24 protein-coding genes and 1 tRNA gene are annotated in these 26,285 nt (G+C 66.8%); 17 read left to right on the forward strand and 8 right to left on the reverse strand.

What is annotated here, in order from left to right; translation table 11 throughout:
* Positions 1–76 precede the first annotated feature (76 nt).
* From AC1DZT_RS10225 to AC1DZT_RS10240, 4 genes are all read left to right on the forward strand, one after another.
* Complete coding sequence (locus AC1DZT_RS10225; protein WP_478006521.1) at positions 77–3,415, forward strand: transglutaminase family protein; 3,339 nt, start codon at positions 77–79, stop codon at positions 3,413–3,415.
* A 3-nt stretch (positions 3,416–3,418) separates the two neighbouring features.
* Positions 3,419–6,097 (forward strand): circularly permuted type 2 ATP-grasp protein, encoded by a 2,679-nt coding sequence (locus AC1DZT_RS10230; RefSeq protein WP_478006522.1) that lies wholly within the window; start codon positions 3,419–3,421, stop codon positions 6,095–6,097.
* Positions 6,097–6,993 (forward strand): transglutaminase family protein, encoded by an 897-nt coding sequence (locus tag AC1DZT_RS10235; protein WP_478006523.1) that lies wholly within the window; start codon positions 6,097–6,099, stop codon positions 6,991–6,993. Before AC1DZT_RS10230 ends, AC1DZT_RS10235 begins: the two co-directional genes overlap by 1 nt.
* 153 nt (positions 6,994–7,146) lie before the next feature.
* Entirely contained in the window at positions 7,147–7,551 is a 405-nt protein-coding gene (locus AC1DZT_RS10240) for a DUF4177 domain-containing protein (protein ID WP_478006524.1), read from the forward strand.
* A 13-nt stretch (positions 7,552–7,564) separates the two neighbouring features.
* Here the strand turns inward: AC1DZT_RS10240 and AC1DZT_RS10245 are convergent, their stop codons facing one another.
* The 5 genes from AC1DZT_RS10245 to fabI are packed head-to-tail and all read right to left on the reverse strand — an operon-like array spanning position 7,565 to position 11,187.
* Positions 7,565–8,668: a pyridoxal phosphate-dependent aminotransferase gene (locus tag AC1DZT_RS10245; protein WP_478006525.1), complete on the reverse strand. Its 1,104-nt coding sequence runs from the start codon at positions 8,666–8,668 to the stop codon at positions 7,565–7,567.
* Between the two features lie 40 nt (positions 8,669–8,708).
* On the reverse strand, positions 8,709–9,215 hold the full coding sequence (locus AC1DZT_RS10250) for a DUF2127 domain-containing protein (RefSeq protein WP_478006526.1): 507 nt from the start codon (positions 9,213–9,215) through the stop codon (positions 8,709–8,711).
* Between the two features lie 7 nt (positions 9,216–9,222).
* Positions 9,223–9,741, reverse strand: coding sequence for a xanthine phosphoribosyltransferase (gpt, locus tag AC1DZT_RS10255; RefSeq protein WP_478006527.1), 519 nt, complete (start codon positions 9,739–9,741; stop codon positions 9,223–9,225).
* A 7-nt stretch (positions 9,742–9,748) separates the two neighbouring features.
* Complete coding sequence (locus tag AC1DZT_RS10260) at positions 9,749–10,363, reverse strand: LysE family translocator (RefSeq protein ID WP_478006528.1); 615 nt, start codon at positions 10,361–10,363, stop codon at positions 9,749–9,751.
* On the reverse strand, positions 10,363–11,187 hold the full coding sequence (gene fabI, locus AC1DZT_RS10265) for an enoyl-ACP reductase FabI (protein WP_478006529.1): 825 nt from the start codon (positions 11,185–11,187) through the stop codon (positions 10,363–10,365). Before fabI ends, AC1DZT_RS10260 begins: the two co-directional genes overlap by 1 nt.
* A gap of 91 nt (positions 11,188–11,278) precedes the next feature.
* Here fabI and pdxH point away from each other — a divergent pair, with 91 nt between their 5' ends.
* The 8 genes from pdxH to tdh all read left to right on the forward strand — a co-directional run bounded on the left by pdxH (position 11,279) and on the right by tdh (position 17,798).
* Entirely contained in the window at positions 11,279–11,884 is a 606-nt protein-coding gene (pdxH, locus tag AC1DZT_RS10270; protein ID WP_478006530.1) for a pyridoxamine 5'-phosphate oxidase, read from the forward strand.
* Positions 11,885–12,019: 135 nt separating this feature from the next.
* Positions 12,020–12,547, forward strand: a complete 528-nt coding sequence (locus AC1DZT_RS10275) for a cold-shock protein (RefSeq protein WP_478006531.1) — start codon at positions 12,020–12,022, stop codon at positions 12,545–12,547.
* The gene (locus tag AC1DZT_RS10280) at positions 12,520–13,014 is read left to right on the forward strand and encodes a DUF192 domain-containing protein (RefSeq protein ID WP_478006532.1); all 495 of its coding nucleotides are present in this window, start codon (positions 12,520–12,522) and stop codon (positions 13,012–13,014) included. The genes AC1DZT_RS10275 and AC1DZT_RS10280 overlap by 28 nt, the downstream gene beginning before the upstream one ends.
* 63 nt (positions 13,015–13,077) lie before the next feature.
* A tRNA-Pro gene (locus AC1DZT_RS10285) sits at positions 13,078–13,154 on the forward strand.
* 201 nt (positions 13,155–13,355) lie between these two features.
* A complete protein-coding gene (locus AC1DZT_RS10290) occupies positions 13,356–14,783 on the forward strand; it encodes a protein adenylyltransferase SelO (protein ID WP_478006533.1) in 1,428 nt (475 codons plus the stop codon).
* Positions 14,784–14,877: 94 nt separating this feature from the next.
* Positions 14,878–15,438, forward strand: a complete 561-nt coding sequence (locus AC1DZT_RS10295; RefSeq protein ID WP_478006534.1) for a helix-turn-helix domain-containing protein — start codon at positions 14,878–14,880, stop codon at positions 15,436–15,438.
* Between the two features lie 150 nt (positions 15,439–15,588).
* Positions 15,589–16,773 (forward strand): glycine C-acetyltransferase, encoded by a 1,185-nt coding sequence (locus AC1DZT_RS10300; RefSeq protein WP_478006535.1) that lies wholly within the window; start codon positions 15,589–15,591, stop codon positions 16,771–16,773.
* Positions 16,773–17,798: an L-threonine 3-dehydrogenase gene (gene tdh / locus AC1DZT_RS10305; RefSeq protein WP_478006536.1), complete on the forward strand. Its 1,026-nt coding sequence runs from the start codon at positions 16,773–16,775 to the stop codon at positions 17,796–17,798. The genes AC1DZT_RS10300 and tdh overlap by 1 nt, the downstream gene beginning before the upstream one ends.
* 192 nt (positions 17,799–17,990) lie before the next feature.
* On the opposite strand, the gene serS is transcribed toward tdh, so the two are convergent.
* A complete protein-coding gene (gene serS / locus AC1DZT_RS10310; RefSeq protein WP_478006537.1) occupies positions 17,991–19,283 on the reverse strand; it encodes a serine--tRNA ligase in 1,293 nt (430 codons plus the stop codon).
* Positions 19,284–19,536: 253 nt separating this feature from the next.
* Between serS and AC1DZT_RS10315 the strand changes: the two genes are divergently transcribed.
* The 5 genes from AC1DZT_RS10315 (at position 19,537) to AC1DZT_RS10335 (ending at position 23,978) form a co-directional block, all read left to right on the forward strand.
* On the forward strand, positions 19,537–20,376 hold the full coding sequence (locus tag AC1DZT_RS10315; protein WP_478006538.1) for a class I SAM-dependent methyltransferase: 840 nt from the start codon (positions 19,537–19,539) through the stop codon (positions 20,374–20,376).
* Between the two features lie 233 nt (positions 20,377–20,609).
* Positions 20,610–20,939 (forward strand): preprotein translocase subunit YajC, encoded by a 330-nt coding sequence (gene yajC / locus AC1DZT_RS10320; protein ID WP_478006539.1) that lies wholly within the window; start codon positions 20,610–20,612, stop codon positions 20,937–20,939.
* A 7-nt stretch (positions 20,940–20,946) separates the two neighbouring features.
* Entirely contained in the window at positions 20,947–22,617 is a 1,671-nt protein-coding gene (gene secD, locus AC1DZT_RS10325; RefSeq protein ID WP_478006540.1) for a protein translocase subunit SecD, read from the forward strand.
* Between the two features lie 10 nt (positions 22,618–22,627).
* Entirely contained in the window at positions 22,628–23,608 is a 981-nt protein-coding gene (secF, locus tag AC1DZT_RS10330) for a protein translocase subunit SecF (RefSeq protein ID WP_478006541.1), read from the forward strand.
* Between the two features lie 16 nt (positions 23,609–23,624).
* Positions 23,625–23,978: an Mth938-like domain-containing protein gene (locus AC1DZT_RS10335; protein ID WP_478006651.1), complete on the forward strand. Its 354-nt coding sequence runs from the start codon at positions 23,625–23,627 to the stop codon at positions 23,976–23,978.
* A gap of 234 nt (positions 23,979–24,212) precedes the next feature.
* Here the strand turns inward: AC1DZT_RS10335 and AC1DZT_RS10340 are convergent, their stop codons facing one another.
* A complete protein-coding gene (locus AC1DZT_RS10340; protein ID WP_478006542.1) occupies positions 24,213–25,490 on the reverse strand; it encodes an NAD(P)/FAD-dependent oxidoreductase in 1,278 nt (425 codons plus the stop codon).
* Positions 25,490–26,269 carry an exodeoxyribonuclease III gene (xth, locus tag AC1DZT_RS10345; protein WP_478006543.1) on the reverse strand — a complete coding sequence of 260 codons (780 nt, stop codon included), beginning with the start codon at positions 26,267–26,269 and terminating at the stop codon, positions 25,490–25,492. Before xth ends, AC1DZT_RS10340 begins: the two co-directional genes overlap by 1 nt.
* Between the last annotated feature and the right edge of the window lie 16 nt (positions 26,270–26,285).

A 26,285-nucleotide genomic window follows, 5' to 3' on the forward strand; every position in this document is an offset into this window, starting at 1 on the left:
GCCAAGCTTAACGCTTCCCCATGCTGCCGTCCGGTGCCATGGTAGGAGGAGGCCGATTGGTTCCGGCGGAGGTTACATGTCGATCAAGGCGTCCATCTATCACCTGACCCATTACAAGTATGACCGACCGGTCATTCTGGGGCCGCAAGTCATCCGCCTGCGGCCCGCGCCGCACAGCCGGACCAAGGTGATCTCGCACAGCCTCAAGGTCTCGCCCGAAAAGCATTTCGTGAACCACCAGCAGGACCCGTTCGGCAACTGGATGGCGCGCTTCGTCTTTCCCGAGCCTGTGACCGAGTTCAAGATCGAGGTCGATCTCGTCGCCGACATGACGGTCTACAACCCCTTCGATTTCTTCGTCGAGGATTACGCCGAATACTGGCCCTTCGAATATGCCAGCGACCTGACCGAGGATCTGGCGATCTACCGCAAGGGCGAGCCGGTGGGTCCGGCGCTGGAAGGGTTCCTCAAAACCGTGCCGCGCGCCAAGATGCGCACCACGGATTTCGTCGTGATGCTGAATGCCGCCGTCTCGGGCAAGGTCGCCTATACGATCCGGATGGAGCCGGGCGTCCAGACCCCGGAGGAGACGCTGACCATCGGCAGCGGCTCCTGCCGCGACAGTTCCTGGCTTCTGGTCCAGGCTTTGCGCCATTTCGGCTTCGCCGCGCGCTTCGTCTCGGGCTATCTGATCCAGCTGAAGCCGGATCTGAAGGCGCTCGACGGCCCCTCGGGGACCGAGGTCGATTTCACCGACCTCCATGCCTGGGTCGAGGTCTATATCCCCGGCGCGGGCTGGATCGGGCTGGACCCGACCTCGGGACTGCTGGCCGGGGAAAGCCATATCCCCTTGGCCGCGACGCCGCATTACCGGTCGGCCGCGCCGATCTCGGGGCTGGCGAGCTTTGCCGAGGTCGATTTCAATTTCGACATGAAGGTGGCCCGCGTCGCCGAACACCCGCGCATCACCAAGCCCTTCTCGGACGAAAGCTGGACCGCGCTGGACGCCCTCGGCAAGAAGGTCGATGCGGCGCTGGCCGCAGCCGATGTGCGGCTGACCATGGGCGGCGAGCCGACCTTCGTGTCGATCGACGATTATCAGGGGGCGGAATGGAACACCGCCGCTGTCGGCCCCACCAAGCGCTCGCTGGCTGACCAGTTGATCCGCCGCCTGCGCACCCGTTTCGCCCCCGGCGGATTCCTGCATTACGGTCAGGGCAAGTGGTATCCGGGCGAGACCCTGCCGCGCTGGACCTTCTCACTCTACTGGCGCAATGACGGCCAGCCGATCTGGCAGAACCCCGACCTGATCGCCGAAGAGGGCGCGAAAACCGGGGTCACGCCGCTGGATGCGCAAGAGCTTCTGCGCGAGATCGCGGCCGAACTGGAGGTCGGCGAAGAGCATATCATCGCCGCCTACGAGGACACCGCCGAATGGCTGGTCAAAGAGGCGAACCTGCCCGCCAACGTGACCCCGGCCAATTCCGAACTGAAGGACCCCGAGGCGCGGCATCGCCTGTCGACCGTCTTCAACCGCGGCCTGTCGGAGCCTTCCGGCTTCGTTCTGCCGATCCAAAGCTGGCAGGGCCGCGCCTTCGGGCGGCGCTGGCGGTCCGAGAAGTGGCGGCTGCGGCGCGGCTACATGTTCCTCGTGCCCGGCGACAGCCCGGTCGGCTACCGCCTGCCGCTCGACAGCCTGCCGTGGATTCCGGCCTCCTCCTACCCCTATATCAACCCGATGGACCCGACGATCGAGCGCGCCCCCCTGCCGCCGGTCGCCCCCTTGGACCCCACCCGCAAGAGTGCTCCCGCCGAAAACCTGGTGGCCAGCTTCGTCGCCAATTCCCCGCAAGGCGAGCGCATCCAGCAGGGCAGCCCGGTGATGGAGGTCGACGGCTATATCCGCACTGCGCTTTCCGTCGAGCCACGCGACGGGCGGCTTTGCGTCTTCATGCCGCCGGTGGTCAGCCTGGAGGATTACCTCGACCTTCTGCAGGCCGCCGAGGCTGCGGCCAAGCGGCTGGGCCTGCCGGTCCATATCGAGGGCTATGCCCCGCCGCAGGACCCGCGCCTGAACGTGATCCGCGTCGCCCCCGATCCGGGTGTGATCGAGGTCAACATCCACCCGGCCAAGACCTGGGAGGATTGCGTTTCGATCACCACCGGGGTCTATGAGGATGCCCGCCAGACCCGTCTGGGCGCCGACAAGTTCATGATCGACGGCAAACATGCCGGCACCGGCGGCGGCAACCATGTGGTGGTGGGCGGCTCGACCACCAATGACAGCCCCTTCCTGCGCAGGCCCGATGTGCTGGCCAGCCTGATCCTGCACTGGAACCGCCACCCCTCGCTGTCCTACCTCTTCTCGGGTCTCTTCATCGGGCCGACCTCCCAGGCCCCGCGGATGGACGAGGCGCGCCATGACGCGCTGTACGAGATGGAGATTGCGCTGAGCCAGATCCCGGCGCCGGGCATGGGCATCCAGCCCTTGCCCTGGCTGGTGGACCGGCTGTTGCGCAACATGCTGACCGACTCGACCGGCAACACCCACCGCTCGGAAATCTGCATCGACAAGCTTTATTCCCCCGATGGCCCGACCGGCCGTCTGGGCCTGGTCGAGTTCCGCGGCTTCGAGATGCCGCCGGATGCGCGGATGAGTCTGGCGCAGCAACTCCTCCTGCGCGCGCTGATCGTGCGGTTCTGGAATGCGCCGATCACTGGCGAGATGACCCGCTGGGGCACCGCGCTGCACGACCGCTTCATGCTGCCGCATTACGTCTGGCAGGATTTCCGCGACGTGCTGGCCGATCTGCGCACCCATGGCTATCCGATGCAGGAAGACTGGTTCGAGGCCCAGGCCGAGTTCCGCTTCCCCTTCTGCGGCGAGGTCACCTACGAGGGCGTCAAGCTGGAGCTGAAACAGGCGCTGGAGCCCTGGCATGTGCTGGGCGAAACCGGGGCCCTGGGCGGCACGGTGCGCTATACCGACAGCTCGACCGAGCGGTTGCAGGTCAAGCTGACCGGCGGCAATCCGGGGCGCTATACCGTCACCTGCAACGGGCGGGCGCTGCCCATGGCCCATGTCGGCGGCGGCGAGGCGGTGGCGGGCCTGCGCTACAAGGCCTGGCAACCGGCGACGGCGATGCATCCGGTCTTGCGCGTCGATGCGCCCCTGACCTTCGACATCTACGACACCTGGACGCAAAGGGCGCTCGGCGGTTGCACCTATCACGTCGCCCATCCGGGCGGGCGCAACTACGACACCTTCCCGGTCAACGGCAACGAGGCCGAAGCACGGCGCCTGTCGCGCTTCCAGCCCTTCGGGCATACGGCGGGTTTCTATACACCACCCACCGAACGCATCTCGCCCGAATTCCCGATGACGCTTGACCTCCGCCGCCCCATCGGGCTCTAACCGATGAGCCCCGAGGAACGCGATCTGCCTTCCAGCTCTGCCGAACCCGCCTTGGGTCCGGCAGAGGCAGAGATCGCACCGGGGCCAGAGGAACAGGCTGGGGACAGGGCTTTGGACGAGGCGAGCGAAGAGGAAGCCCGGGAGGAGGAGGCCGAAGCCGAACTGGCTCAGGCCGAACTGGTGCGGGCAGAACAGGTGCAGGCCGAACAGGGCGGTGGCGGGCGCAGCCCTGACGCCGACCTGGCTGAAGCTCTGGCCTCGCAGCGCAGCCCCACGCCGCAGGAGGCGGGGGCAGAGGCCAAACCCGCCGCTGCCGCGCCCGCAAGGCCCGCGCCCGAACCCTATGCCCCCTTGCCCGCCGTGCCCGACGAGATGGTCGGCCCTGACGGCAAGCTGCGCCCGCTCTGGCGCGATTTCGCCACCGCCTTCGCCGCCCTCTCGCCCGAGGATATCGTCCGCCGCACCACGCGGGCCGAACAATACCTGCGCGACAGTGGCGTGTTCTACCGCCAGTACGGCGGCGGCGAATCGGTCGAACGGCCCTGGCCGCTTTCGCCGATCCCGGTGCTGATCGCCGAGGCCGACTGGGCCGAGCTTGGCCCCGGCCTGATCCAGCGCGCCGAACTGCTCGAGGCGCTGATGGAGGATCTCTACGGCGAGAACCGGATGGTCGAGGGCGGCCATCTGCCCCCCTCGCTGGTCGCCTCCAACCCGGAATGGCTGCGCCCGATGGTCGGCATCCGGCCGCAATCGGGGCATTACCTGCATTTCCTCGCCTTCGAGATCGGGCGCGGCCCGGATGGCAACTGGTGGGTGCTGGCCGACCGCACCCAGGCGCCCTCGGGGGCGGGCTATGCGCTGGAAAACCGCGTCGCCACCTCGCGCGCCTTCAACGAGCTTTATGCCCAGGGCCATGTCCACCGCGTCGCGGGATTCTTCCGCGATTTCCGCGATGCGCTGCTGGGGATGCGGCAGGACCGCGATGCCCGGGCGGCGATCCTGACCCCGGGGCCGCTGAACGAGACCTATTACGAGCACGCCTATATCGCGCGCTACCTCGGCATCACGCTGGTGCAGGGCGAAGATCTGGTGGTCGACGAAGACCGCCTGATGGTGCGCACCGTCTCGGGCCTGAGGCCGGTCGATGTGCTGTGGCGCAGGCTCGATGGCGATTACGCCGACCCGGTGGAGCTGAACGCCGCCTCGCGGCTGGGGACGCCGGGCATGGTCTCGGCGCTGCGGGCGGGCGGGCTGACCATGGTCAACGCGCTCGGCTCGGGCATCCTGGAGACCCGGGCCATGATGGCCTTCCTGCCCAAGCTTGCGCCACGGCTGATCGGGGCGCCGCTGGCCCTGCCCAATATCGCGACCTGGTGGTGCGGCGGGGCGGCAGAGCGGGCCGATGTGCTGGCGTCGCCGCGCCGCATGGTGCTGAGCCCGGCCCTGGCCACCGGGCTGCCCTTCGATCTGCACGAGGATATCACCCGGGCCGCCGACCTCAGCCCCAAGGCGCTCGCTGCCCTGCTGGCGGCGCAGGGCCGCGATCTGGTGGCGCAGGAGGCGGTGACCCTTTCGACCACGCCGACCCTCGTCGATGGCAAGCTTGCGCCGCGCCCGATGACCCTGCGGGTCTTTCTGGCCCGCACGCCCGAGGGCTGGCAGGTCATGCCCGGCGGTTTCGCCCGCATCGGCGCCACCCCCGACCCGACCGCCATCGCGATGCAGCGCGGCGGCTCGGCGGCGGATGTCTGGATCGTCTCGCCCAGCGAGGTGCCCTCCGTCTCGATGGTGCCGACGACGGCCGGGCCGTTCAAGCGGATGGGGCCGGGGGCCTTGCCCTCGCGCGCGGCGGACAACCTCTTCTGGCTGGGCCGCTATATCGAGCGGACCGAGGTCCTGGTCCGCCTGCTGCGCGCCCGCAACATCCGCCTGGCCGAGGTCGGCGCCGGCGCCGCACCGGTGCTGGCCGCGATGGCGCCCCTGTTCAAATCGCGCGGGGTCGATCCGACGCCCGGCATCCCGCCCGGCCTTCTTGACGCGCTGGCCTCGGCCATTGGCAGCGCGGGGCAGGTGCGCGACCGCTTCTCGCCCGATGCCTGGCAGGCGCTGGTCGATATCAACAAGACCGCCCGGCGGATGACCCTGCAGGTCACGGCGGGCGACGATGCGGCGCGGGCGCTGTCGGCGCTGTTGCGCAAGCTCGCCGGGATCACCGGTCTTGTGCATGAAAACATGTACCGCTTCATGGGCTGGCGCTTCCTGACCATCGGCCGCCTGCATGAACGCGCGATGAGCATGACCGAGATCCTCGCCATCCTCGCCGATGAAAAGGCGGTGCCGGGGGCGCTGGATGTCGCGATCGAGCTGGGCGATTCCGTCCTGACCCACCGCCGCCGCTTTACCATGGCGACCAGCCGGGTGACGGTGATCGACCTTCTGGCGCTGGACCCGCAGAACCCGCGCTCGGTCCGCCACCAGATCGAGGCTTTGGGCGAACAGATCCGGATGCTGCCCGATGCGGTCGATAACGGCGTGCTGTCGCCCTTGGCCCGCGCCATCCTGCGCTGCGAGACCGACCTTGCCACCCAGGCGCCCGAGACGATGACGACCTCGGCGCTCTGGTCCTTCCGCGGCCAGGTCGCCACCCTGTCCAACCTGATCACAGAGGCCTATCTGCGCTGATGCAATATGACCTGCGCCTGGTGATCCGCTACGAATTCGACCGGCCGACCGGGGCGGGGCGCCAGCTTCTGCGCATCCAGCCGGCCGAGATGCCGGGCCTGCAGAACCTTCTGGCCTGCGACACGGTGATCAAGCCGGAACCCTCCGAACGGCGCGAGTTCACCGACTTTTTCGGCACCAAGGTGCTGGAAGTGGTGATGGCGCCCGGCCTGCGCACTTGCGAGATCGCGATGAAGGCGCGCGTGGTCCGTCTGCCTCTGGGCGAGGAACTGGACATGTCGCCGCCGCTCGACCGCCTCTGCGAAGAGCTGGAGGAGGTCACCGACCTTGGCCCCGCCTCGCCGCACCATTTCCTGACCACCTCGCCGCGGATCACGCTGGACCCCGGGATTGCCGCTTTCGCCCGCGAGGCGGTCAAGGGCGCCGAAACCGCCCGCGCCGCGATTGCGGCCTTCGGCACCGCGATCCACGACCACATGACCTTCGATTCCAAGGCCACCGAGGTCGACACCCCGCCCGCCGAGGCCTTTGCCCTGAAACGCGGGGTCTGCCAGGATTTCGCGCAGATCATGATCTCGGGCCTGCGCAGCCTCGGGATTCCGGCGGCCTATGTCGGGGGCTTTCTGCGCACCCTGCCGCCGCCGGGCAAGCCGCGGCTCGAAGGCGCCGATGCGATGCATGCCTGGGTCCGCGCCTGGGCCGGGGCCGAGGCGGGCTGGCTTGACCATGATCCGACCAATGATTGCTTTGCCGACACCGATCACATTGCCGTGGGTCACGGCCGCGACTACGGCGATGTGGCCCCGGTCACCGGCGCCTTGCGGATGGATGGCGGCCAGAAGGGCAGCCATGCCGTCGATCTGATCGAACGTCCGGTCACAAGGGCCCGGAAGTAAAGGCTTTTGTCTTTTGCGTCGGGGCTTCGGCGGGCTTTGACGCATTCCCGCCGCACCCCGGCACAGAAGCGCAGGCCCCCACTTGGCCTTGGCCCCGGAATCTCTTAATTATGACGCGATTGCCCGCAAGGCGGGTCTGGTTTCGAGGATTTCATGCAGAGTTACGAATACCGGGTCGTGCCCGCACCGCGGAAGGGCGAAAAGGCCCGAGGCCTCAAGACGGTCGAGGAGCGGTTCGCCCATGTGCTGACCGGGTTGATGAACAAGATGGGGCAGGAGGGCTGGGAGTATCAGCGCTCGGACGCCTTGCCCTGCGAGGAACGGGTCGGGCTGACCGGGTCGAAGACCACGTTCCAGAACGTGCTGGTCTTCCGCCGCCCGCTGCCCGAAACGCTTTGCGAAGAAGTGGCGACCACCGCGCTGAACCAGCAGCAGCGCCTTCTGACGGCAGAGCCTGCGCCGGCGCCGGTCACGGCGCCCGTGCTTGGGGCTGCGGTCCATCCGGTGGGCGCCGCCCCGGCGCTCGGGCCGGCCAATCCCGACATGGTGGCCGACTGATCCTGCGCGGCCCTCAGCCCAGATCGGCGAGGGCCAGCGGCAGGGCGCTTTCCAGGGCGGCAAAGCCCGAAGCATCGCCAAGGCTGATCCGGATGCAGCGGTCCAAGGGCGCGATCCCCGGCATCCGCACGAAGATGTCGCGCGCCAGCAGCGCCTGCATCAGGGCGCGGGCATGGGCGCCGTCGCGACCGCAATCCATCGTGACGAAATTGGTGGCCGAGGGCAGGGGGAGAAGCCCGTTCGCCCTTGCGATCCGCCCCAAGGTCTCGCGCCCGGCCTCGGCCCAGTGCCGCACCGCCGCCAGATGCGCGGGATCGGCCAGCGCCCCCATGCCGCCGGCCTGTGCCAACCGTCCGACGCCGAAATGGTTGCGCACCTTGTCGAAGGCCTGCGCGAGGTCCGGCGCCGCCAGCGCATAGCCCAGCCGCAGCCCCGCCATGCCATGCGCCTTGGAGAAGGTGCGAAAGCGGATCACCCTCGGGTCATCAGCCGCCACCTCCAGCGCGGTACCGGGCGGGGCAAGTTCGACATAGGCCTCGTCCAGCGCCAGAAGGCAGCCCTCGGGCAGGCCCTCGACCATCGCCGCGATGGTGGCGCCGGGGTGGTGGCTGCCCATCGGGTTGTCGGGGTTGGCGAGGTAGATCAGCCGCGCCCCGGTCTGCCGGGCAAGGGCCAGAAGCGCCTCGGGGTGCTCGAAATCGCCCTTGTAGGGCGCGCGGTGCAAGGTGCCGCCAAAGCCTGCGACATGGAAGTTGAAGGTCGGATAGGCCCCGGCGGAGGTCACGACCGCATCGCCCGGCCCGATCATCAGCCGGACCAAGAGGCCCAGAAGCCCGTCGATGCCTTCGCCCACCACGACATGGGCTGGCGTGACGCCATGATGGCGGGCGATGGCGGCCTTGAGGTCATGGCATTCGGGGTCGCCATACATCCAGACCTCGGCCGCCGCGTCGCGCATCGCCTGCACGGCAAGGGGCGAGGGGCCGAAGAGGCTTTCATTGGCGCCGAGCCTTGCGGTGAAGGGGCGGCCGCGCTGACGCTCCTGCGTCTCGGGGCCGACGAAGGGCACGGTGGCGGGCAGGCTTTGCGCCAGTGGGGTCAGGATCGGGGTTTTCATGCGCCCGAATTGACCCGCTTTGGCGGGGCAATTCAAGGCCTCAGCCGGGGTGCGCCTGACTTTTGATCAGCTTCAGCACGCCCCATTCGCGGTAGACCAGCACGATCATGATCGTATCGAGGCAGGAGAGCGCGAGGAAGGCCAGCGAGCCGTGGCTGAGGAACTCGGTCATCTGGTAGACGACGAAGCCCGCCAGCAGCACCATGGCCCCGGGATAGGCCCAGAGGATGCGCCGCGCCAGCATGATCACCATGGCAAACTTGATCGCGCCATGCGCCAGCAGGTAGAAGGCATAGAAATGCTGCACCTGGATCGGAAAGGCCTGGGTCAGATGCTGCACCCATTGCGCCATGTCGGCATCGGGCTGCTGGGTCAGGTTGTGCCGGGTCAGCCAGCCGACGAAGTTGATGATCGTCATGTTCGGCGTCAGCAGAAGCCCGAGGCCGCCGAGGCTTTCGCCCGCGGCGAAAAGACCCTTCAGCACCAGACTGGCCTCGAACAGCCAATGCAGCCACTTGCCCAGCCGACTGGCCGGATTGATCAGCATGTCATCCTCAGTCCTGACCGCGGTAGGGCTGGACATATTGCAAGGCCATGTCCCAGGGAAAGAATATCCAGGTATCCTGTGACACTTCCGTGATATAGCTGTCGACCATCGGCTTGCCCTTGGGCTTGGCATAGACCGTGGCGAAATGCGCCTTGGGGTAAAGCTTGCGGACCAGCTCCAGCGTCTTGCCCGAATCCACCAGGTCGTCGACGATCAGGATGCCGGTGCCGTCGCCCATCAGGTCGGCCTGCGGCGCCTTGGTCACCACCGCCTCGCTGCGCTGATCGGCTGCGCCGCCGCCGGAATGATAGGATTTGACCGAGATCGTATCGACGACGCGGATATCCAGCTCGCGGCTGACGATCATCGCGGGCACGAGGCCGCCGCGGGTGATGCCGACCACGGCGCGCCAAGCCCCGCCGTCCGGCCCCTTGCCATCCAGACGCCAGGCCAGCGCCCGTGCATCGCGGTGGATCTGGTCCCAGCTGACGTGGAAACCCTTTTCATGCGGCAGACGGTCGGTCATGGCATCCTCAGGAAGAAGCGGCGATCTTGAGCCCGAGCAGGGCGAGCAGTCCCCCCAGAACCCGGTCGATCACGGATTTGAGGCTGATATAAGCGTGCCGGGCACGGTTGAAAGAGAAAATCCGCGCGACCGTCACATTCCACAGCGTTTCATTGAGGAATACAACCGCAAGAAGCGCCAGAAAGACCCAGGTCGGCGTGCCCTGCGGCACGGTGCCAAGGAAAATGGCAGAGAAGAGAACGGCCGGCTTGGGGTTCGACAGCTGAGTCCAAAGCCCGAGCCGGAAGGCCGCCAGCGCGCCGCGCGGCGTCACCGCCTCACCGGCCGAGATCGGCTGGTCGGCATCGCGCCAGAGACCCCAGGCCATCCACAGAAGATAGGCCGCCCCGAAAAGCCGCATCGCCCACAACAGGGCAGGGGCCGCCTGAAACACCAGGGCCAGGCCGAACAGCGCGGCCGAGGCCCAGATCACCCCGCCGACCCCGATGCCAAGCGCCACGAAGATGCCGGCGCGCAGCCCCTCGGTCAGGCCGATGCGGGCCGACATCAGCACGGCAGGGCCGGGGCTGATGGCCGCCATCAGGTGCATCAGGGCGACGGACAGAAAGGCCGCAAGGGTCATCAGGCGTCCTTCCGCCCATTGGCCGCGTCAATGTCCGGCGCATCGACCGCCTTCATGCCGACGACATGGTAGCCCGCATCGACATGCAGATTCTCGCCCGTGGTGCCGCTGCCCAGGTCCGACAGCAGGTAGAGCGCGGCCTTGCCGACCTCCTCCTGATCGACGTTGCGGCGGAGCGGCGAGTTCAGCTCGTTCCATTTCATGATATAGCGGAAATCGCCGATGCCCGAGGCCGCGAGGGTCTTGATCGGTCCGGCCGAGATCGCATTGACCCGGATGCCGTCCTTGCCGAGATCCTCGGCCAGGTACTTGACCGAAGCCTCCAGCGCGGCCTTGGCGACACCCATCACATTATAGTGCGGCATGACCTTCTCGGCGCCGTAATAGGTCAGCGTCAGCAGGCTGCCGCCATCCGCCATCATCGCCGCCGCACGCCGCGACACCGAGGTGAAGGAATAGACCGAGATATCCATCGTCATGGCGAAATTCGCCTTGGACGTATCGACATAGCGCCCGCGCAGCTCGTTCTTGTCGGAAAAGCCGATGGCATGGACGAGGAAGTCGAGCTTGCCCCATTTCTCGGCCAGGCGCGCGAAAAGCGCGTCGATCGAGGCCTCGTCCGAGACATCGCATTCCACCATCTCGGACATGCCGATCGAGGCGATCAGGGGATCGACCCGCTTCTTCAAAGCCTCGCCCTGATATGAGAACGCCATCTCCGCGCCGTGATCGGCCAGAGTCTTGGCGATGCCCCAGGCAATGGATTTGTCGTTGGCAAGGCCCATGATGAGGCCCCGCTTACCTGCCATAAGTCCAGTTGACATTCGGTCTTCCCCAGCCACCTATCCGCTTGGGCCCGGTGTAGGCGAAAGGCGCGGCTGCATCAAGGGCGGGGCTTGCGGTCAGGAGGGACGGATGACGGACAGAACGGGCATTTTTGCGGGGGATGACCCCTTTGTCCTGGCGAAAGCCTGGCTGGCCGAGGCGGAAGCCACCGAAGTCAACGACCCGAACGCCATTGCGCTGGCCACGGTCGATGCCTCGGGACTGCCCAATGTGCGCATGGTGCTTTTGAAGGACATCGAGGCGGCGGCCTTCGTCTTCTACACCAATTACGGGTCGAAAAAGGCGCAGGAGATCGAGGCTTCCGGCACGGCGGCTTTCGTGATGCACTGGAAATCGCTGCGCCGCCAGATCCGGGTGAGGGGCACCGTCACCCGCGAAGAGGGCACGCAGGCCGATGCCTATTACGCCTCGCGCAGCCTGAAATCGCGGCTCGGCGCCTGGGCCAGCGACCAGTCGCAGCCCCTGGCCTCGCGCGCCGCGCTGATGGCCGAGGTGGCCAAGGTCACCCTGGCCCAGGGCCCGAACCCCAAACGCCCGCCCTTCTGGGGCGGCTTCCGCATCACCCCGGTCGAGATCGAGTTCTGGGCCGACGGCGCCTTCCGCCTGCACGACCGTTTCCGCTGGACCCGGGCGGACTCAACCGCCGCGTGGACCGTCGAAAGGCTCAACCCGTAATTCGGCGCTTTGATGAGCGGCCAGGTGACGTTAACGTAAGACTTGCCTGTTTTCTCATCTTTGCCTCTTGCATGTTCGTTTTTGTTCGTTGCATGCATTTGCGTGCGAGACTTACACCGGAAAAAACCGTTGCCCATGGAAGACGAAGACAAGACACCCCTGATCCTTCAGGGCCTGGTGAAATGGTTCGATCCCGGCAAGGGATTCGGCTTCATCGTGTCTGGGGAAGGCGGCAGCGACATCCTGTTGCATGCCAATGTACTGCGCAATTTCGGGCAAAGCTCGGTGTCGGACGGCTCGTCGATCAAGGTCCGGGTGCAGAGGACCGCGCGCGGCCAGCAGGCGGTCGAGGTGCTGGAAATCGCGCCGCCGCCGGGGCTGCAGCTGAACCTGACCGAGCAGGAAGGCACCGCCGCCGAGGATTACGCCGACTTGCCGCTTGAACCGGCCCGCGTGAAGTGGTTCGACAAGGACAAGGGATTCGGCTTTGCCAATGTCTTCGGCCGGCCGGAAGATGTCTTTGTCCATGTCGAGGTGCTGCGCGTCTCGGGCTTTGCCGATCTTCAGGCGGGCGAGGCGGTCTGCCTGAGGATCGTCGAGGGCAAGAGGGGCCGGATGGCCGTACAGGTGGTGTCATGGGAAAGCTCTTCGCGGCGCGAGTGAGTTTCGGCCTTCTGGGCCTGGCCGCGGGGTTCTTTGCCGCGCTTCCGGCCTTTGCCGCCTGCGCCCCGGATGTGGTGGAACTGCGCTGGAAGGGCGGCCAGGCGCGCTTCACCGTCGATGTGGCCGATACCGAGGCCGAGCGCGCCAAGGGACTGATGTTTCGCGACCATATGTCGGCCTCGGCCGGGATGCTCTTCGTCTATGCCGTGCCCGAACATGCCTATTTCTGGATGAAGAACACGCTCATTCCGCTCGACATGGTCTTTGCCGATGCGACGGGGCGGGTGATCACGGTGCATTCCAACGCGGTGCCGGGTGACCTCACCCCGATCGACGGCGGCGAGGGTGTGACCTATGTGCTTGAGATCAATGGCGGATTGGCCGCACGGATGGGGATCGTGCCGGGGGCCGAGATGCGGGCCGCCGAGATCGACCAGACCATGGCGGGCTGGACCTGCGCAAACTAGGTGCCACGGGCGCCAGCGAAAGCTTTTCAATCGCGCAAAACCCGGCTAGGAAGCCTGAAGGTACGGAGTGTAGCGCAGTCAGGTAGCGCGCCTGCTTTGGGAGCAGGATGTCGGGGGTTCGAATCCCTTCACTCCGACCATTTCCCTTCTCCTGCAGGTTGCCCGGCGCCAGGGCCGCAATGAATTGCGGTCCTGGCGCCGGGCGGGGGCAGCCGCGATGAATCGCGGCTGGGCGGGCGCGCCTGTGGTCGGCACCGAGGCGAGACCTCTGCCCGGCATCGGCGGGCCGGGCTTGCAGCCATCCCCGCTTGCGCCCATATCTGGACCCCAAGGAGACCGACATGGCCCTGACCTTCGACCATTCCTATGCCCGCGATCTGCCCGGCACCTATCTGCGCGAGGCACCCGCGACCGCCCCCATGCCGGCGATCGTGGTGCTGAACGAAGCGCTGGCCCTAAGCCTCGGTCTCGATCCCTCGGAACTGGCCGCCCATCCGGCCTGGCTCGCCGGGGGCGAGGTGCCGCCGGGTGCCGAGCCGATCACCCAGGCCTATGCCGGCCACCAGTTTGGCGGATTCTCGCCGCAGCTCGGCGATGGCCGGGCCCACCTGCTGGGCGAATTGACCACGCCGCGCGGCCGCTTCGATCTGCAGCTGAAGGGCTCGGGCCGCACCTCGTTTTCGCGCGGTGGCGATGGCAAGGCGGCGCTGGGGCCGATGCTGCGCGAATACCTGATCTCCGAGGCGATGGCGGCGCTTGGCGTGCCCACCACAAGGTCGCTGGCCGTCACCGCCACCGGCGAGCGGATCCGCCGCGACACCGGCCTCGTGCCCGGCGCGGTGCTGGCCCGGATCGCGGCCAGCCATATTCGCGTCGGCACCTTCCAGTTCTTTGCTGCTCGTGACGATCTGCCGAAGTTGAAGGCATTGACCGCCTATACCATCGCCCGCCATTACCCCCATCTCGCCCCCGATGACGCGCTCGGCCTCTTCGATGAGGTCACCGCAAGGCAGGTGGCGCTCATCGCGCAATGGATGGGGCTTGGCTTCATCCATGGCGTGATGAACACCGACAACATGGCGCTTTCGGGCGAGACGATCGACTACGGCCCCTGCGCCTTCATGGAGGCCTATGCCCCGGGCACGGTCTTCTCCTCGATCGACCGGCAGGGGCTTTATGCCTATGCCAACCAGCCGCAGATCATGGCCTGGAACCTCTCCCGCTTGGCCGAGGCGCTGCTGCCCCTCATCGACCCGAACGAAACCCGCGCGGTCGAGATCGCCAATGCGCGCCTCGACGCCATCGCCCCCGCCTATCGCAAGGCCTGGGAGGCGGTGATGCGCGGCAAGCTGGCCTTGAACGGCGAGGACCCCGGCGACGGCGCCCTGGCGGAGGCTTTCCTGCAGGCGATCACCGGCGCCGACTGGACGCTGAGCTTTCGCCGCCTCGCCGATGCTGCCGAGGGGCGGGAAGGCGCGCTCCTCTCCCTCCTCCCCGATCCGGCGCGGATGATTGCCTGGCTGCCGGAGTGGCGCGCCCGTCTGGCCCCCGATGCGCCCAAGGTCCTGCGCGCCGCCAATCCCGTCGTGATCCCGCGCAACCACAAGGTCGAAGAGGCCCTGGCCGCCGCGACCGATGGCGACCTCGGCCCGTTCCACGCGCTTCTGGCGGCCATCCAGAGCCCCTTTGCCCCCGAAACCGGACGCGAGGCTTTCAGCCTTCCCGCGCCCTCGGGCTTCGGACCCTATGTCACCTTCTGCGGCACCTGAGGTTTTCATCCAGACGAAAATATCCCCGCCGGAGGCGGCTTCGCCCGATGCAGGGCGTTGACGGCGGGGCGGGGCTTGGCGTCATATGCCGGCCATGAACCCGCGCTCCGACATCCACGACCGCCTTGCCGCCTCCTTGCGCGAAGCCCGCAAGGCGCGCGGCCTCAGCCTTGATGCGGTGGCGAAGCTTTCCGGCGTCAGCCGCTCCATGGTCAGCCAGATCGAGCGCGGCGAATCCTCGCCCACGGTGGCGACGCTGTGGAACCTGACCCAGGCGCTGCAGGTCGATTTCGCGGGCCTCCTCGAAGGCCGCCCCTCGCCTGGCATCGAAGTGATCCGCGCCGAGGCCGCCCCCGTCATCGGGGGCCGCGGCCGTGACCTCGTGATCCGCATCCTTTCCCCCGCCGAGGCGGTGGGCGAGCATGAGGTCTATGACCTGGCCTTCGGTCCCGGCGGCGATCTGGTCAGCGACCCGCATTCGCCGGGCTGCCGTGAGCATCTGACCGTGATCGAAGGCCATCTGCGGGTGCTGAGCGGCGAGGAGGAAAGCCACCTCGGCCCCGGCGACACCGCCCGTTACCCCGCCGACCGCCCCCATGCGATCCATGCGCTGGGTGGCGCGGCGCGGGCCATTCTGATCGTGCAGGACAGCTGACCCGGCCGGGGGATTTTGCATCCCCCGGACCCCCTGCAGGATATTTGGATCTGGATGAAAAGGGAGTCCGCTTTGGCGGATACGATTCCGTTATATTGACATGCACTGCCCTTTCCGCGATTATTCCGCTAAACCGGAGGAGATTCCGCAATGCCAGACGCCTTCCTGACCCATCTGAAAGCGACCCTCGCGGGGATCGAGGCCGAGGGCCTGATGAAGCGCGAGCGGCTGATCGAGGGGCCGCAAGGCGCCCGCGTGCGCATCGCCGGGCGCGAGATGCTGAACCTTTGTGCCAATAATTACCTTGGGTTGGCCGACGATCCTCGCCTGATTTCTGCGGCCAGGGCGGCGATGGACAGCCACGGCTACGGCATGGCCTCGGTCCGCTTCATCTGTGGCACGCAGGATCTGCACCGGCAGCTGGAAACCCGGCTGGCGGGCTTCCTCGGCACCGAGGATTCGATCCTGTTTGCCGCCTGTTTCGACGCCAATGGTGCGGTCTTCGAGCCCTTGATGGGCGAGGCCGATGCGATCATCTCCGACAGCCTCAACCATGCCTCGATCATCGACGGCATCCGCCTGTCGAAGGCAAAGCGCTTCCGCTTCCAGAACAACGACATGGAGGATCTGGAGCGCCAGCTGAAGGCCGCCCGCGACGGTGGCGCGCGGTTTATCCTGGTGGCGACGGATGGCGTCTTTTCGATGGACGGTACCTTCGCCGATCTGGGGGCTGTGACCAAGCTTGCGGCGCAATATGGCGCGCTGACCATGGTGGATGATTGCCATGCGACCGGCTTTGTCGGTCCGCAGGGCAGGGGCACGCCGGCACGGGCCGGGGTCAAGGTGGATATCCTCACCGGCACCTTTGGCAAGGCTTTGGGCGGCGCGCTTGGCGGCTATATCGCCGGGCCGCAGCCGGTGATCGACCTTCTGCGCCAGCGGGCGCGGCCCTATCTCTTCTCCAACGCTTTGCCGCCTGCCGTGGTGGCGGCAGCGCTGGCGGCGCTGGACATCGTCGAGGGTGCCGATGATCTGCGCGCTCGCCTGACCGAAAACGCGCAATACTGGCGCGCGGGGCTGGAGGCTGCGGGCTTCCGCCTGCTGCCGGGCAGCCATCCGATCGTGCCGGTGATGATCGGCGAGGCACCCCTGGCGCAGGACTTTGCCAAGGCGCTGGATGCGCGCGGGGTCATGGTCTCGGCCTTCTTCTTTCCGGTGGTGCCGCGCGGATTGGCGCGGATCAGGACGCAGATGAATGCCGCGCTGACGCGGGCGGATCTCGACTTCGGACTTGAGGCTTTTGCGGCGGCGGGCCGCGCTGTGGGGGTGCTCTGATGAAGGCGCTGGTCAAATCCAAGGCTGAGATCGGGCTCTGGTCCGAAGAGCGCCCGGTGCCCGAGATCGGGCCGGAGGATGTGCTGATCAAGGTGAAGAAAACCGGGATCTGCGGCACCGATATCCATATCTGGAACTGGGACGAATGGGCGGCCAGGACCGTGCCGGTGGGTCTGGTGACCGGGCACGAGTTCGCGGGCGAGATCGTGGCCAAGGGCGCTTTGGTCGAGGGGCTGGCGATCGGCCAGCGCTGCTCGGGCGAGGGGCATCTGATCGGCAAGCTGTCGCGGCAAAGCCGGGCCGGGCGTTTCCACCTCGACCCCGCGACGCGCGGCATCGGGGTGAACGAGCCGGGCGCCTTCGCCGAATACCTGCGCCTGCCGGCCTTCAACGTGGTGCCCCTGCCGGATGCGATCGACGATGACATCGGTGCGATCCTCGACCCGCTCGGCAACGCGGTCCACACCGCGCTCAGCTTCGATCTGGTGGGCGAGGATGTGCTGATCACCGGTGCCGGGCCGATCGGCATCATGGCGGCGGCGGTGGCGCGGCATGTCGGCGCGCGGCATGTGGTGATCACGGATGTGAACCCGGCGCGGCTGGAACTGGCGGCGCAAGTGGCCGATGTGACGCCGGTCAACGTGGCCAAGGAAGACCTGCGCGAGGTGCAAAGCCGCCTCAAGATGGCGCAGGGCTTTGATATCGGGATGGAGATGTCGGGCAACCAGCAGGCGCTGGACCAGATGATCGAAAGCCTGGTGATGGGGGGCAAGATCGCGATGCTCGGCATCCCGCCCGGCAAATCACCGGTGGACTGGAGCCGGATCGTCTTCAAGGCCATCACCATCAAGGGCGTCTATGGCCGCGAGATTTTCGAGACCTGGTACAAGATGATCGCGATGCTGGAAAACGGCCTCGACGTCCGCAAGGTCATCACCCACCGCTTCAAGGCGGCGGATTTCGTGACCGGTTTCGAGACGATGCGGTCGGGCCTGTCCGGCAAGGTCGTGCTGGACTGGACCTGATCCAAAGGCGCGCCTGCGGCGCAAGTCTTGTCCTCGCCTCTGGCCTGCGGCCAACCGGCTCAGGTGTGCCTCCGGCGGGAGTATTTGGGCAAAGAGCAAGGGGTAAGGCCCGCTCTTTCGCTTCATCCAGAAGCAAATATCCTCGGGGGGTGAAGCCGCAGGCGAGGGGGGCAGACAGCCCCCCTTTCTGGTTCAGGACAGGGCGCCGTCGGCCGTGATCCGGGTCTTGCCGCCGAGGTAGGGGTGCAGAGCCTGGGGCAGGTCGACCGAGCCGTCTTCCTGCTGGCCGTTCTCCAGCACCGCGATCAGGCAGCGGCCGACAGCGAGGCCGGAGCCGTTGAGCGTCGCCAGATACTCCGGCTTGCCGCCTGCGGTGGGGCGGAAGCGGGCGTTCATCCGGCGGGCCTGGAAGGCGCCGCAGGTCGAGACCGAGGAGATCTCGCGGTATTTCTGCTGGCCGGGCAGCCAGACCTCGAGGTCATGGGTCTTCTGCGCGCCAAAGCCCATGTCGCCGGTGCAAAGGACGATGGTGCGGTAGGGCAGGCCGAGCTTTTCGAGGATCGCCTGCGCGCAGGTGGTCATGCGGTCGTGTTCGGCCAGCGCGGTGTCGGGGGTGCAGATCGTCACCATCTCGACCTTTTCGAACTGGTGCTGGCGCAGCATGCCCGTGGTGTCCTTGCCCGAAGACCCCGCCTCGGAGCGGAAGCACTGGGTATGGGCGGTCATCCGGATCGGGAGTTGCGCCTCATCAAGGATCTCGCCCGAGACGGTGTTGGTCAGGGTGACTTCCGAGGTCGGGATCAGCCACCAGCCGTTGGTGGTCTGGTAGCTGTCCTCGGCGAATTTGGGCAGCTGGTTGGTGCCGTACATCGCCTCTTCCTTCACGAGGACCGGGGTCCAGGTTTCCTGCAGGCCGTGCTCTTCGACATGGGTGTCGAGCATCAGCTGGGACAGGGCGCGGTGGACGCGGATGACGGCGCCTTTGAGGACGACGAAGCGGCTGCCGGAAAGTTTGGCGGCGGTTTCGAAATCCATGCCGGGTTTGACACCGGGAATGTCGAAATGCTCCTTCGGGGTGAAGTCGAAGTTGCGCGGGTTGCCCCAGCGGTGGATCTCGACGTTGTCGGCCTCGTCGCGGCCTTCCGGCACCTCGTCGAGGGGGAGGTTCGGGATGCCCATGAGCATGTCGCGCAGGCGGGTGTCTTCGGCGGCGGCCTCTTCGGTCAGGCGCTGGATCTCGGCCTTCTTTTCGGCCACGAGGCCGCGCAGGCGTTCGAATTCGGCGTTGTCGCCGCGGGCCTTGGCGGCGCCGACCTCTTTGGAGGCGCGGTTCTGCTCGGCGGTCGCGGTCTCGGCCGCGAGGATCTTGGCGCGGCGGGCCTCGTCCAGGGCGAGGATCTCGGACGAGAGGCCGGACAGTCCGCGACGCGACAGGGCCGCGTCGAAGGCGGCGGGGTTTTCACGGATGGCGCGGATGTCGTGCATTTTCAGGGCCTCTGGGTTCAGGACGTGGGCGGGGTTATGCCTGATTTGCGCTTTCAGGGAAAGGGTGTGAAATCGCGGGATTTCACGCGTGCAATCTTTGGTAACGCTCGGATAAATAGTGATAATCCAAAATTCGTTAACCTTTGATTAGGTTTTTCCCCCCGGCCCCCGCATCCCGCACCTTGCCGAATTTGCTTGGTCCGCCGGGGGCGCAGGCGCATGATGGCGGCGGATCAGCGGGGAGGGCGTCAGCGTGGAATCTGGGTCGGGTCGGGCGACGGATACGGTCTTTGCCGGGGCGATCCCCGAGCTTTACAACAGGCTGATGGTGCCGATGCTCTTCACCCCCTATGCCGAGGAGGTGGCGCGGCGGGTGGCGGCCCTGCACCCCTCGGCGGTCTTGGAGACGGCGGCGGGCAGCGGTGTGGTGCCGCGGGCGCTGGCCCCGCTTCTGGGGCCGGGGGCGCGTTATCTGGTCACCGACCTCAACCCCGCGATGCTGGAGGTGGCGCGCAGCCTGCAACCTGCCGATGCGCGGCTTGTCTGGCAGGCGGCGGATGCCCTCGCGCTGGCCGAGCCGGATGCCGCCTTCGACGTGGTGATCTGCCAGTTCGGCGCGATGTTCTTTCCCAGCAAGATCAAGGGCTTTGCCGAGGCGCTGCGTGTCCTGCGGCCGGGCGGAAGCCTCGTGATGACGGTCTGGGGCCCGGTTTCGCACAATATCATCACCGAGGGGGTGCTGGAGGCCTTGGCCGCGATCTTCCCCGAAAGCCCGCCGGATTTCATCGCGCGGGTGCCGCATGGCTACCATGACGCGGCTGTGATCGGCGATGATCTGCGGGCGGCGGGCTTCGATGCGATCGAGGTCGAGACGGTGGACCGCATCTCCACCGCGCCGGATGCGATGGCTGCGGCCACGGCGATCTGTCAGGGCACGCCGATGCGCCCCGAGATCGAGGCCCGTGCGCCGGGTCGTCTGGGCCCGGTGACGGCAGAGGTTGCCGAGGCTTTGGAGCGCCGCTTTGGCCCGGGGCCGATCGCGCGGCCGATGCAGGCGCTGATCGTGACGGCGCGGCGGCCTGCGGCGGGCTGAACCGCGCCTTCGCCCGTCAAAAATGGCTGCAACAGCGGGGCAGGGCGATCCTGCCGCTCACCAGACCTTGCCTTGCGCATCCTGATGCCCATCTGTAGGGTGCCGCCAATTTCCGGGGTGGGCCGCTGCCCCGGAGCCATTGGGCTTGCCTGACGCCTGGCCGAGATTTCGGCCCCGGCGCGGGTGGCTTTGACAAGAGACTGGCCCTGATGGCCTGACCGAAAGGACGACCGATGTTCGTGACTGCCGCTTATGCTCAGACTGCGGGTGCCGCTGGCGCCGGCTCTGCGATTTCCTCCTTCCTGCCCCTCATCCTGATCTTCGGGATCATGTATTTCCTGCTGATCCGTCCGCAGCAGAAGAAGATGAAGGACCTCAAGGCGATGATCGAGAGCGTGCGGCGCGGCGATGAAGTGCTGACCGGCGGCGGCATCGTGGGCAAGGTGACCAAGGTGGGCGACGACGGCTTCGTCGAGGTCGAGATTGCGCAAGGCGTCAAGGTCAAGGTGGCCAAGCACACGATCACGCAAGTGATGTCCAAGACCGAACCTGCGGCCTCTTGAGAGCGACATGCAACTGACCACTCCCCTCTGGAAGCGCCTCTTGATCTGGGCGGTCGTTCTGATCGGCCTGATCATGGCGGCACCGAACCTGTTTTACAGCCGGGTTGAAACCCATAACGACGCGCTGACCGCCATTGCGAAAGCGGGCGGGACTGCCACGGCAGAACAGCAGGCGGCGGTGGATCAGTGGCCCTCCTGGGCGCCCTCGGCGCTCGTCAACCTCGGCCTCGATCTGCGCGGCGGCGCGCATTTGCTGGCCGAGGTCAAGCTGGCCGATGTCTATAAACAGCGTCTGGACGCCTTCTGGCCCGATGCCCGCGATGCCCTGAAGGACATCCGCGACGTGACCGGCCCGGTCAAGCGCCAGCCTTCGCCGGATGGCACGCTGCGCATCGCCATCACCAATGCCGATGGCGTGCAGGCGGCGGTGGCCAAGATCCAGGGCCTGACCTCGAACGTGGTCAGCCTGACCGGGGCGGGGCAGAAGGACATGAATGTCACGGCCGATGGCCAGGACATCGTCATCACCCTGTCGGATGCCGAAAAGGCCGCGACCGACAACCGCACCATGCAGCAATCGCTGGAAATCATCCGCCGCCGGGTTGACGCCGCGGGCACGCGCGAACCCTCGATCCAGCGTCAGGGCGCTGACCGCATCCTGATCGAAGTGCCGGGCGTCGGCTCTGCCGAGGAGCTGAAGGCGATCATCGGCACCACGGCGAAGCTGACCTTCAACACGGTGGTGGGCCAGACGGCGGACAAGACCGCCAATCCCGGCCCGGGCAACCTTTTGCTGCCCGCGTCGGACCGGCCGGGGCTTTACTACATCGTCGAGGAACTTCCGGTCGTGACCGGCGACAACCTGGTTGATGCGCAGCCCTCTTTCGACCAGAACGGCCGGCCCGCCGTCAGCTTCCGCTTCGACACCACCGGCGCGCGCAAGTTCGGCGAATATACCGGGGCGCATATCAACGAGCCCTTCGCCATCGTGCTGGACAAGCAGGTGATCTCGGCGCCGACCATCCAGACCGCGATCACCGGCGGTTCGGGTATCATCACAGGAAGCTTCACGGTCGAGAATGCGACGAGCCTTGCGGTTCTGCTGCGCGCCGGGGCCTTGCCCGCCGCGATGACCTTCCTCGAAGAGCGCACCGTGGGCCCGGAACTCGGCCAGGATTCGATCGACGCCGGCAAGATCGCCGCCGTGGTCGGCATGTGCGCCGTCGGTCTCTTCATGCTGGCGAGCTATGGTATCTTCGGCCTGATCGCCAATATCGCGCTGGTGCTGAACATGGGCGTGATCTTCGGCATCCTGTCGATGATCGGCGGCACGCTGACCCTGCCGGGGATCGCGGGCCTCGTGCTGACGATCGGCACCGCGGTCGATGCCAACGTGTTGGTCTATGAGCGCATCCGCGAGGAGCTGCGCCATGCCAAGACCGCCGTCCGCGCCATCGAGATCGGTTATGAGCGCGCCATGTCGGCCATCGTCGATGCCAACGTGACGACACTGATCACCGCCATCGTGCTTTATTTCTTCGGCGCGGGTCCGGTGCGCGGCTTTGCCGTGGCGCTGGGCATCGGCATCGTGACCTCGGTCTTCACCGCGCTCTTCGTGACGCGGCTGATCATCCAGGCCTGGTACAACTGGCGCAAGCCCAAGACCCTGATCGTGTGAGGATATAACCATGGCCTGGCGTCTCAGACTCGCTCCCGAACACACCAATCTCGACTTCTTCAAGCACCAGTGGCTGACCTTTGGCGGCTCGATGTTCCTGATGGTCCTGTCCTTTGTCGCCTGGGGCGTCATGGGGCTGAACTTCGGCATCGACTTCAAGGGCGGCACCACGCTGCGCACGGATTCGACCACGGTGATCGATACCGCGCTCTACCGCTCGACCCTCGACAAGCTGGGGCTGGGCGATGTGGCGATCAACGAGGTCTTCGACCCCTCCTTCCGCGCCGACCAGCATGTCGCCGCGATCCGGCTTTCGGCCCCCAAGGGCCAGGAGCAGATCAGCGACGAGGGGCTGAAATCGGTGCAGGCGGCGCTGACCGCGATGGACCCGAACCTGAAGATCGTCTCGATGGAGACGGTGGGGCCGAAGGTCTCCTCCGAACTGGTCTGGTCCTCGATCAAGGCGCTGGCGGCCACCTCCTTCGGCATCCTGGCCTATATCTGGCTGCGCTTCGAATGGCAGTTCGCGCTGGGTGGCGTGCTGGCGCTGCTGCATGACGTCTTCATCACGGTGGGGATTTTCGCGGTCTTCCAGATCAAGTTCGATCTGACCATCGTGGCGGCGCTGCTGACCATCCTGGGCTATTCGATCAACGACACCGTGGTGGTCTTCGACCGGCTTCGGGAAAACCTGATCAAGTACAAGACGATGCCCCTGAAAGAAGTGATGAACCTTTCGGTCAACGAGACGCTGACCCGGACGCTCGCCACCTCGCTGACCACGCTGCTGGCGGTGGGCTCGATGCTGGCGCTGGGCGGCGACGTGATCCGCGGCTTCTCCTTCGCGATCTTTGTGGGTATTCTGCTCGGCACCTATTCCTCGGTCTTCGTGGCCAAGAACCTGGTGCTGTTCCTCGGGCTCGACCGGTCGGACAAGCCCAAGAACACCGGCAAGGGCGCGGACCACGAATTCGCCAATATCGACGCCTGAGGCTGCCATGGTCGACATCCGCTTCACCGAGATCAGCTATGGCGCGGCGCTGGCCATCGAGGGCTATGGGCCGGGCTTCTTCCGGGTCGGCACCCATCTGATCCGCGGCGCTTGCCTTGTGACGCCCTGGGACACGCGGCCCTGGGACGGATTGTCTGATTGGGCGACGCCCTTGACGCTGAAGGACCGGATCGACGTGCTGATCCTCGGCACCGGGGCCGAGATCGCCCATGCGCCGGCGGATTTCCGTGCCGCGCTGGAGGAGGCGGGGATCGGGGTCGAGGTGATGAACTCGCCTGCCGCGGCGCGGACCTATAACGTGCTTCTGGGCGAAGGGCGTCGGGTGGCGGTCTGTCTGATTCCGGTGTGATATTGGTGTGACGTCGGTCTGGGGCGTCGGGGCTTGCCGGGGGTGGCCCGCTTCTCAGGCTCCCCAGGGGAGCCATCGGCGCGGGCCGGGAGGGGCCAGCCCCTCCTCACCGCCCCGCCGGAAGGGCTGTCTGCCCTTCCGGACCTTCCCGAGGATATTTGTCTCTGGATGAAGCCGCAAAGCGCGGTTGGCCGGTAGGATGGGCAATTTGCCCATCTTTGGGGGCTGCTGGGGTCAGGAGGACCGGCGTTCGCGCCATTTGTCCTGGGCCTGCAGCGACCAATAGGTCAGTTGGGCCACGGCGAGGCCGATCTTGCCGCCCGCCCAGTCGAGGCCCCAGGGCGCGAAATGGCGGATCCGGTCGGTTTCGTCGAGGATCGCCTCGGCCATGACCTTGCCGGCCACGGCGGTGGTGTTCAGCCCGTGGCCGCCGAAGGCGGTGATGTGCCAGACATTCGGTTGCATCTCGCCGATCTGCGGCATCAGGTGGCGGGCATAGGCCATCAGGCCCGACCAGGCGAGTTCGGTCTTCAGGGGTTCCAGCTGCGGATAGACCTCGAGCATCGATGCGCGCAGTTCGCGGGCGACGCCTTCTTCCGAGGCCGGGCTCGTGGTGATCCGGCCGCCCCAGAGGAGCCTGCGGCCGCCGTCGACGAGGCGGTAGTAATCCGAGGCGCGGCGGTCATCGAGCAGCGCGGCCCGGGTCCTGATCGTCGCGGCGAGGAGGTCGGGCGCCGCCTCGGTCAGCATCATATAGGTGGAAATCGGCAGCATCGCCCGTTTGAGGCGCGGGATCAGGCTGCCGGTATAGCCCCCGGTCGCAAAGACGGCGCGGCGGGCGGTGACCGAGCCGGAAGGCGTGCGGATGAACTGGTCCGGCCCGAAGCTGGCACTCATCGCCGGGCTGCGTTCGAAGACCTTGCCGCCGAGGCGCTCGATCTCGCGCGCGAGCGCCCTCAGGTAGTTCAGCGGATGGATGTGGAAGGCGCGCGGGTCTTCCAGCCCGTGCAGGTAGCGTCTGGTCGCCAGACGCTCTTGCAGGGCGCCGCGGTCGAGGTAGGTGAGCGGGTAGTCGTAGTCGCGCGCGAAGGCGGCGGCATGGGCCTTGAGGTCCCCCGCCTGATCGAAGCGGCGCATGTAGAGGAGGCCCGGCACCGGATCGGCCCCGGTGATGCCGAGGCTCGTGATGTTGTGGCGCAGCCGCTCCACCCCTTCGATCGACAAGCGGTGCAATTCACGGGCCTTTTCCGGGCCGACCTTGGCCGCGATCGCCGCCTCGCCACAGGCGAAGGCGGGCGAGACGATGCCGCCATTGCGCCCCGAGGCGCCGAAGCCGATCGATTCGCTTTCCAGCACCGTGACGCTGACCCCGGCCCGCGCCAGCTCCAGCGCGGTGGTCAGGCCGGCGAGGCCGCCACCGATGATCACCGTATCGCTGCTATGGGGTCCGTCGAGCACCGGGCGCTCGCTGCGGTCCTCACGCGTCCGGGCGTACCAGGTTTGCGGATACATCAGGCGTCCAGCTCGATCCAGGCCGGCACATGGTCCGAGGGCTTGTCGCGCCCGCGCACCGCCTTGTCGATGCCGGCTTCCACCAGCAGATCGGCCGCCTGGGGCGACAGGAGGAGGTGGTCGATCCGGATGCCGTTGTTACGCTCCCAGGCGCCGCGCTGGAAATCCCAGAAGGTATAGGTGCCGGGGTTCGGGTTGCGGGCGCGGATCGCATCGGTCAGGCCGAGGTTCAAAAGCCGCTGATAGGCCTCGCGCGTTTTCGGCAGGTAAAGCGCATCCTCCAGCCAGTCCTTGGGATTGGCGGCATCCTCGGCTTGCGGGATCACGTTGTAGTCGCCGCAGAGGACCAGGGGCTCTTCGAGCTTCAGAAGTTCCTGCGTGCGCGCCCGCATCCGGCCCATCCAGGCCAGCTTGTAGTCGTATTTCGGCCCCGGCGCCGGGTTGCCGTTGGGCAGGTAGAGGCCGCAGACCCGGACCGGGCGGCGGCCCATCACGGTGGCCTCGATCCAGCGGGCGTGTTCGTCGGCCTCGTCGCCGGGCAGCCGGCGGGTGACATCCTCGAGCGGCAGTTTCGACAGGATCGCCACGCCGTTGAAGGCCTTCATGCCATGGGTTTCGACCGCATAGCCGAGGCTTTCGAAGGCCTCGCGCGGGAAGGCCTCGTCGACGGACTTGATCTCTTGCAGGCAGACGACATCGGGATTGGCCTCGCGCAGCCAGTCGAGAAGGGCCTCGGTGCGGGCCTTGATGCCGTTGATGTTGAAGGTGGCGATTTTCATGGGGTCTCTCCGGTTG

The sequence above is a fragment of the Rhodobacter sp. P1_C2 genome, assembly GCF_056406375.1.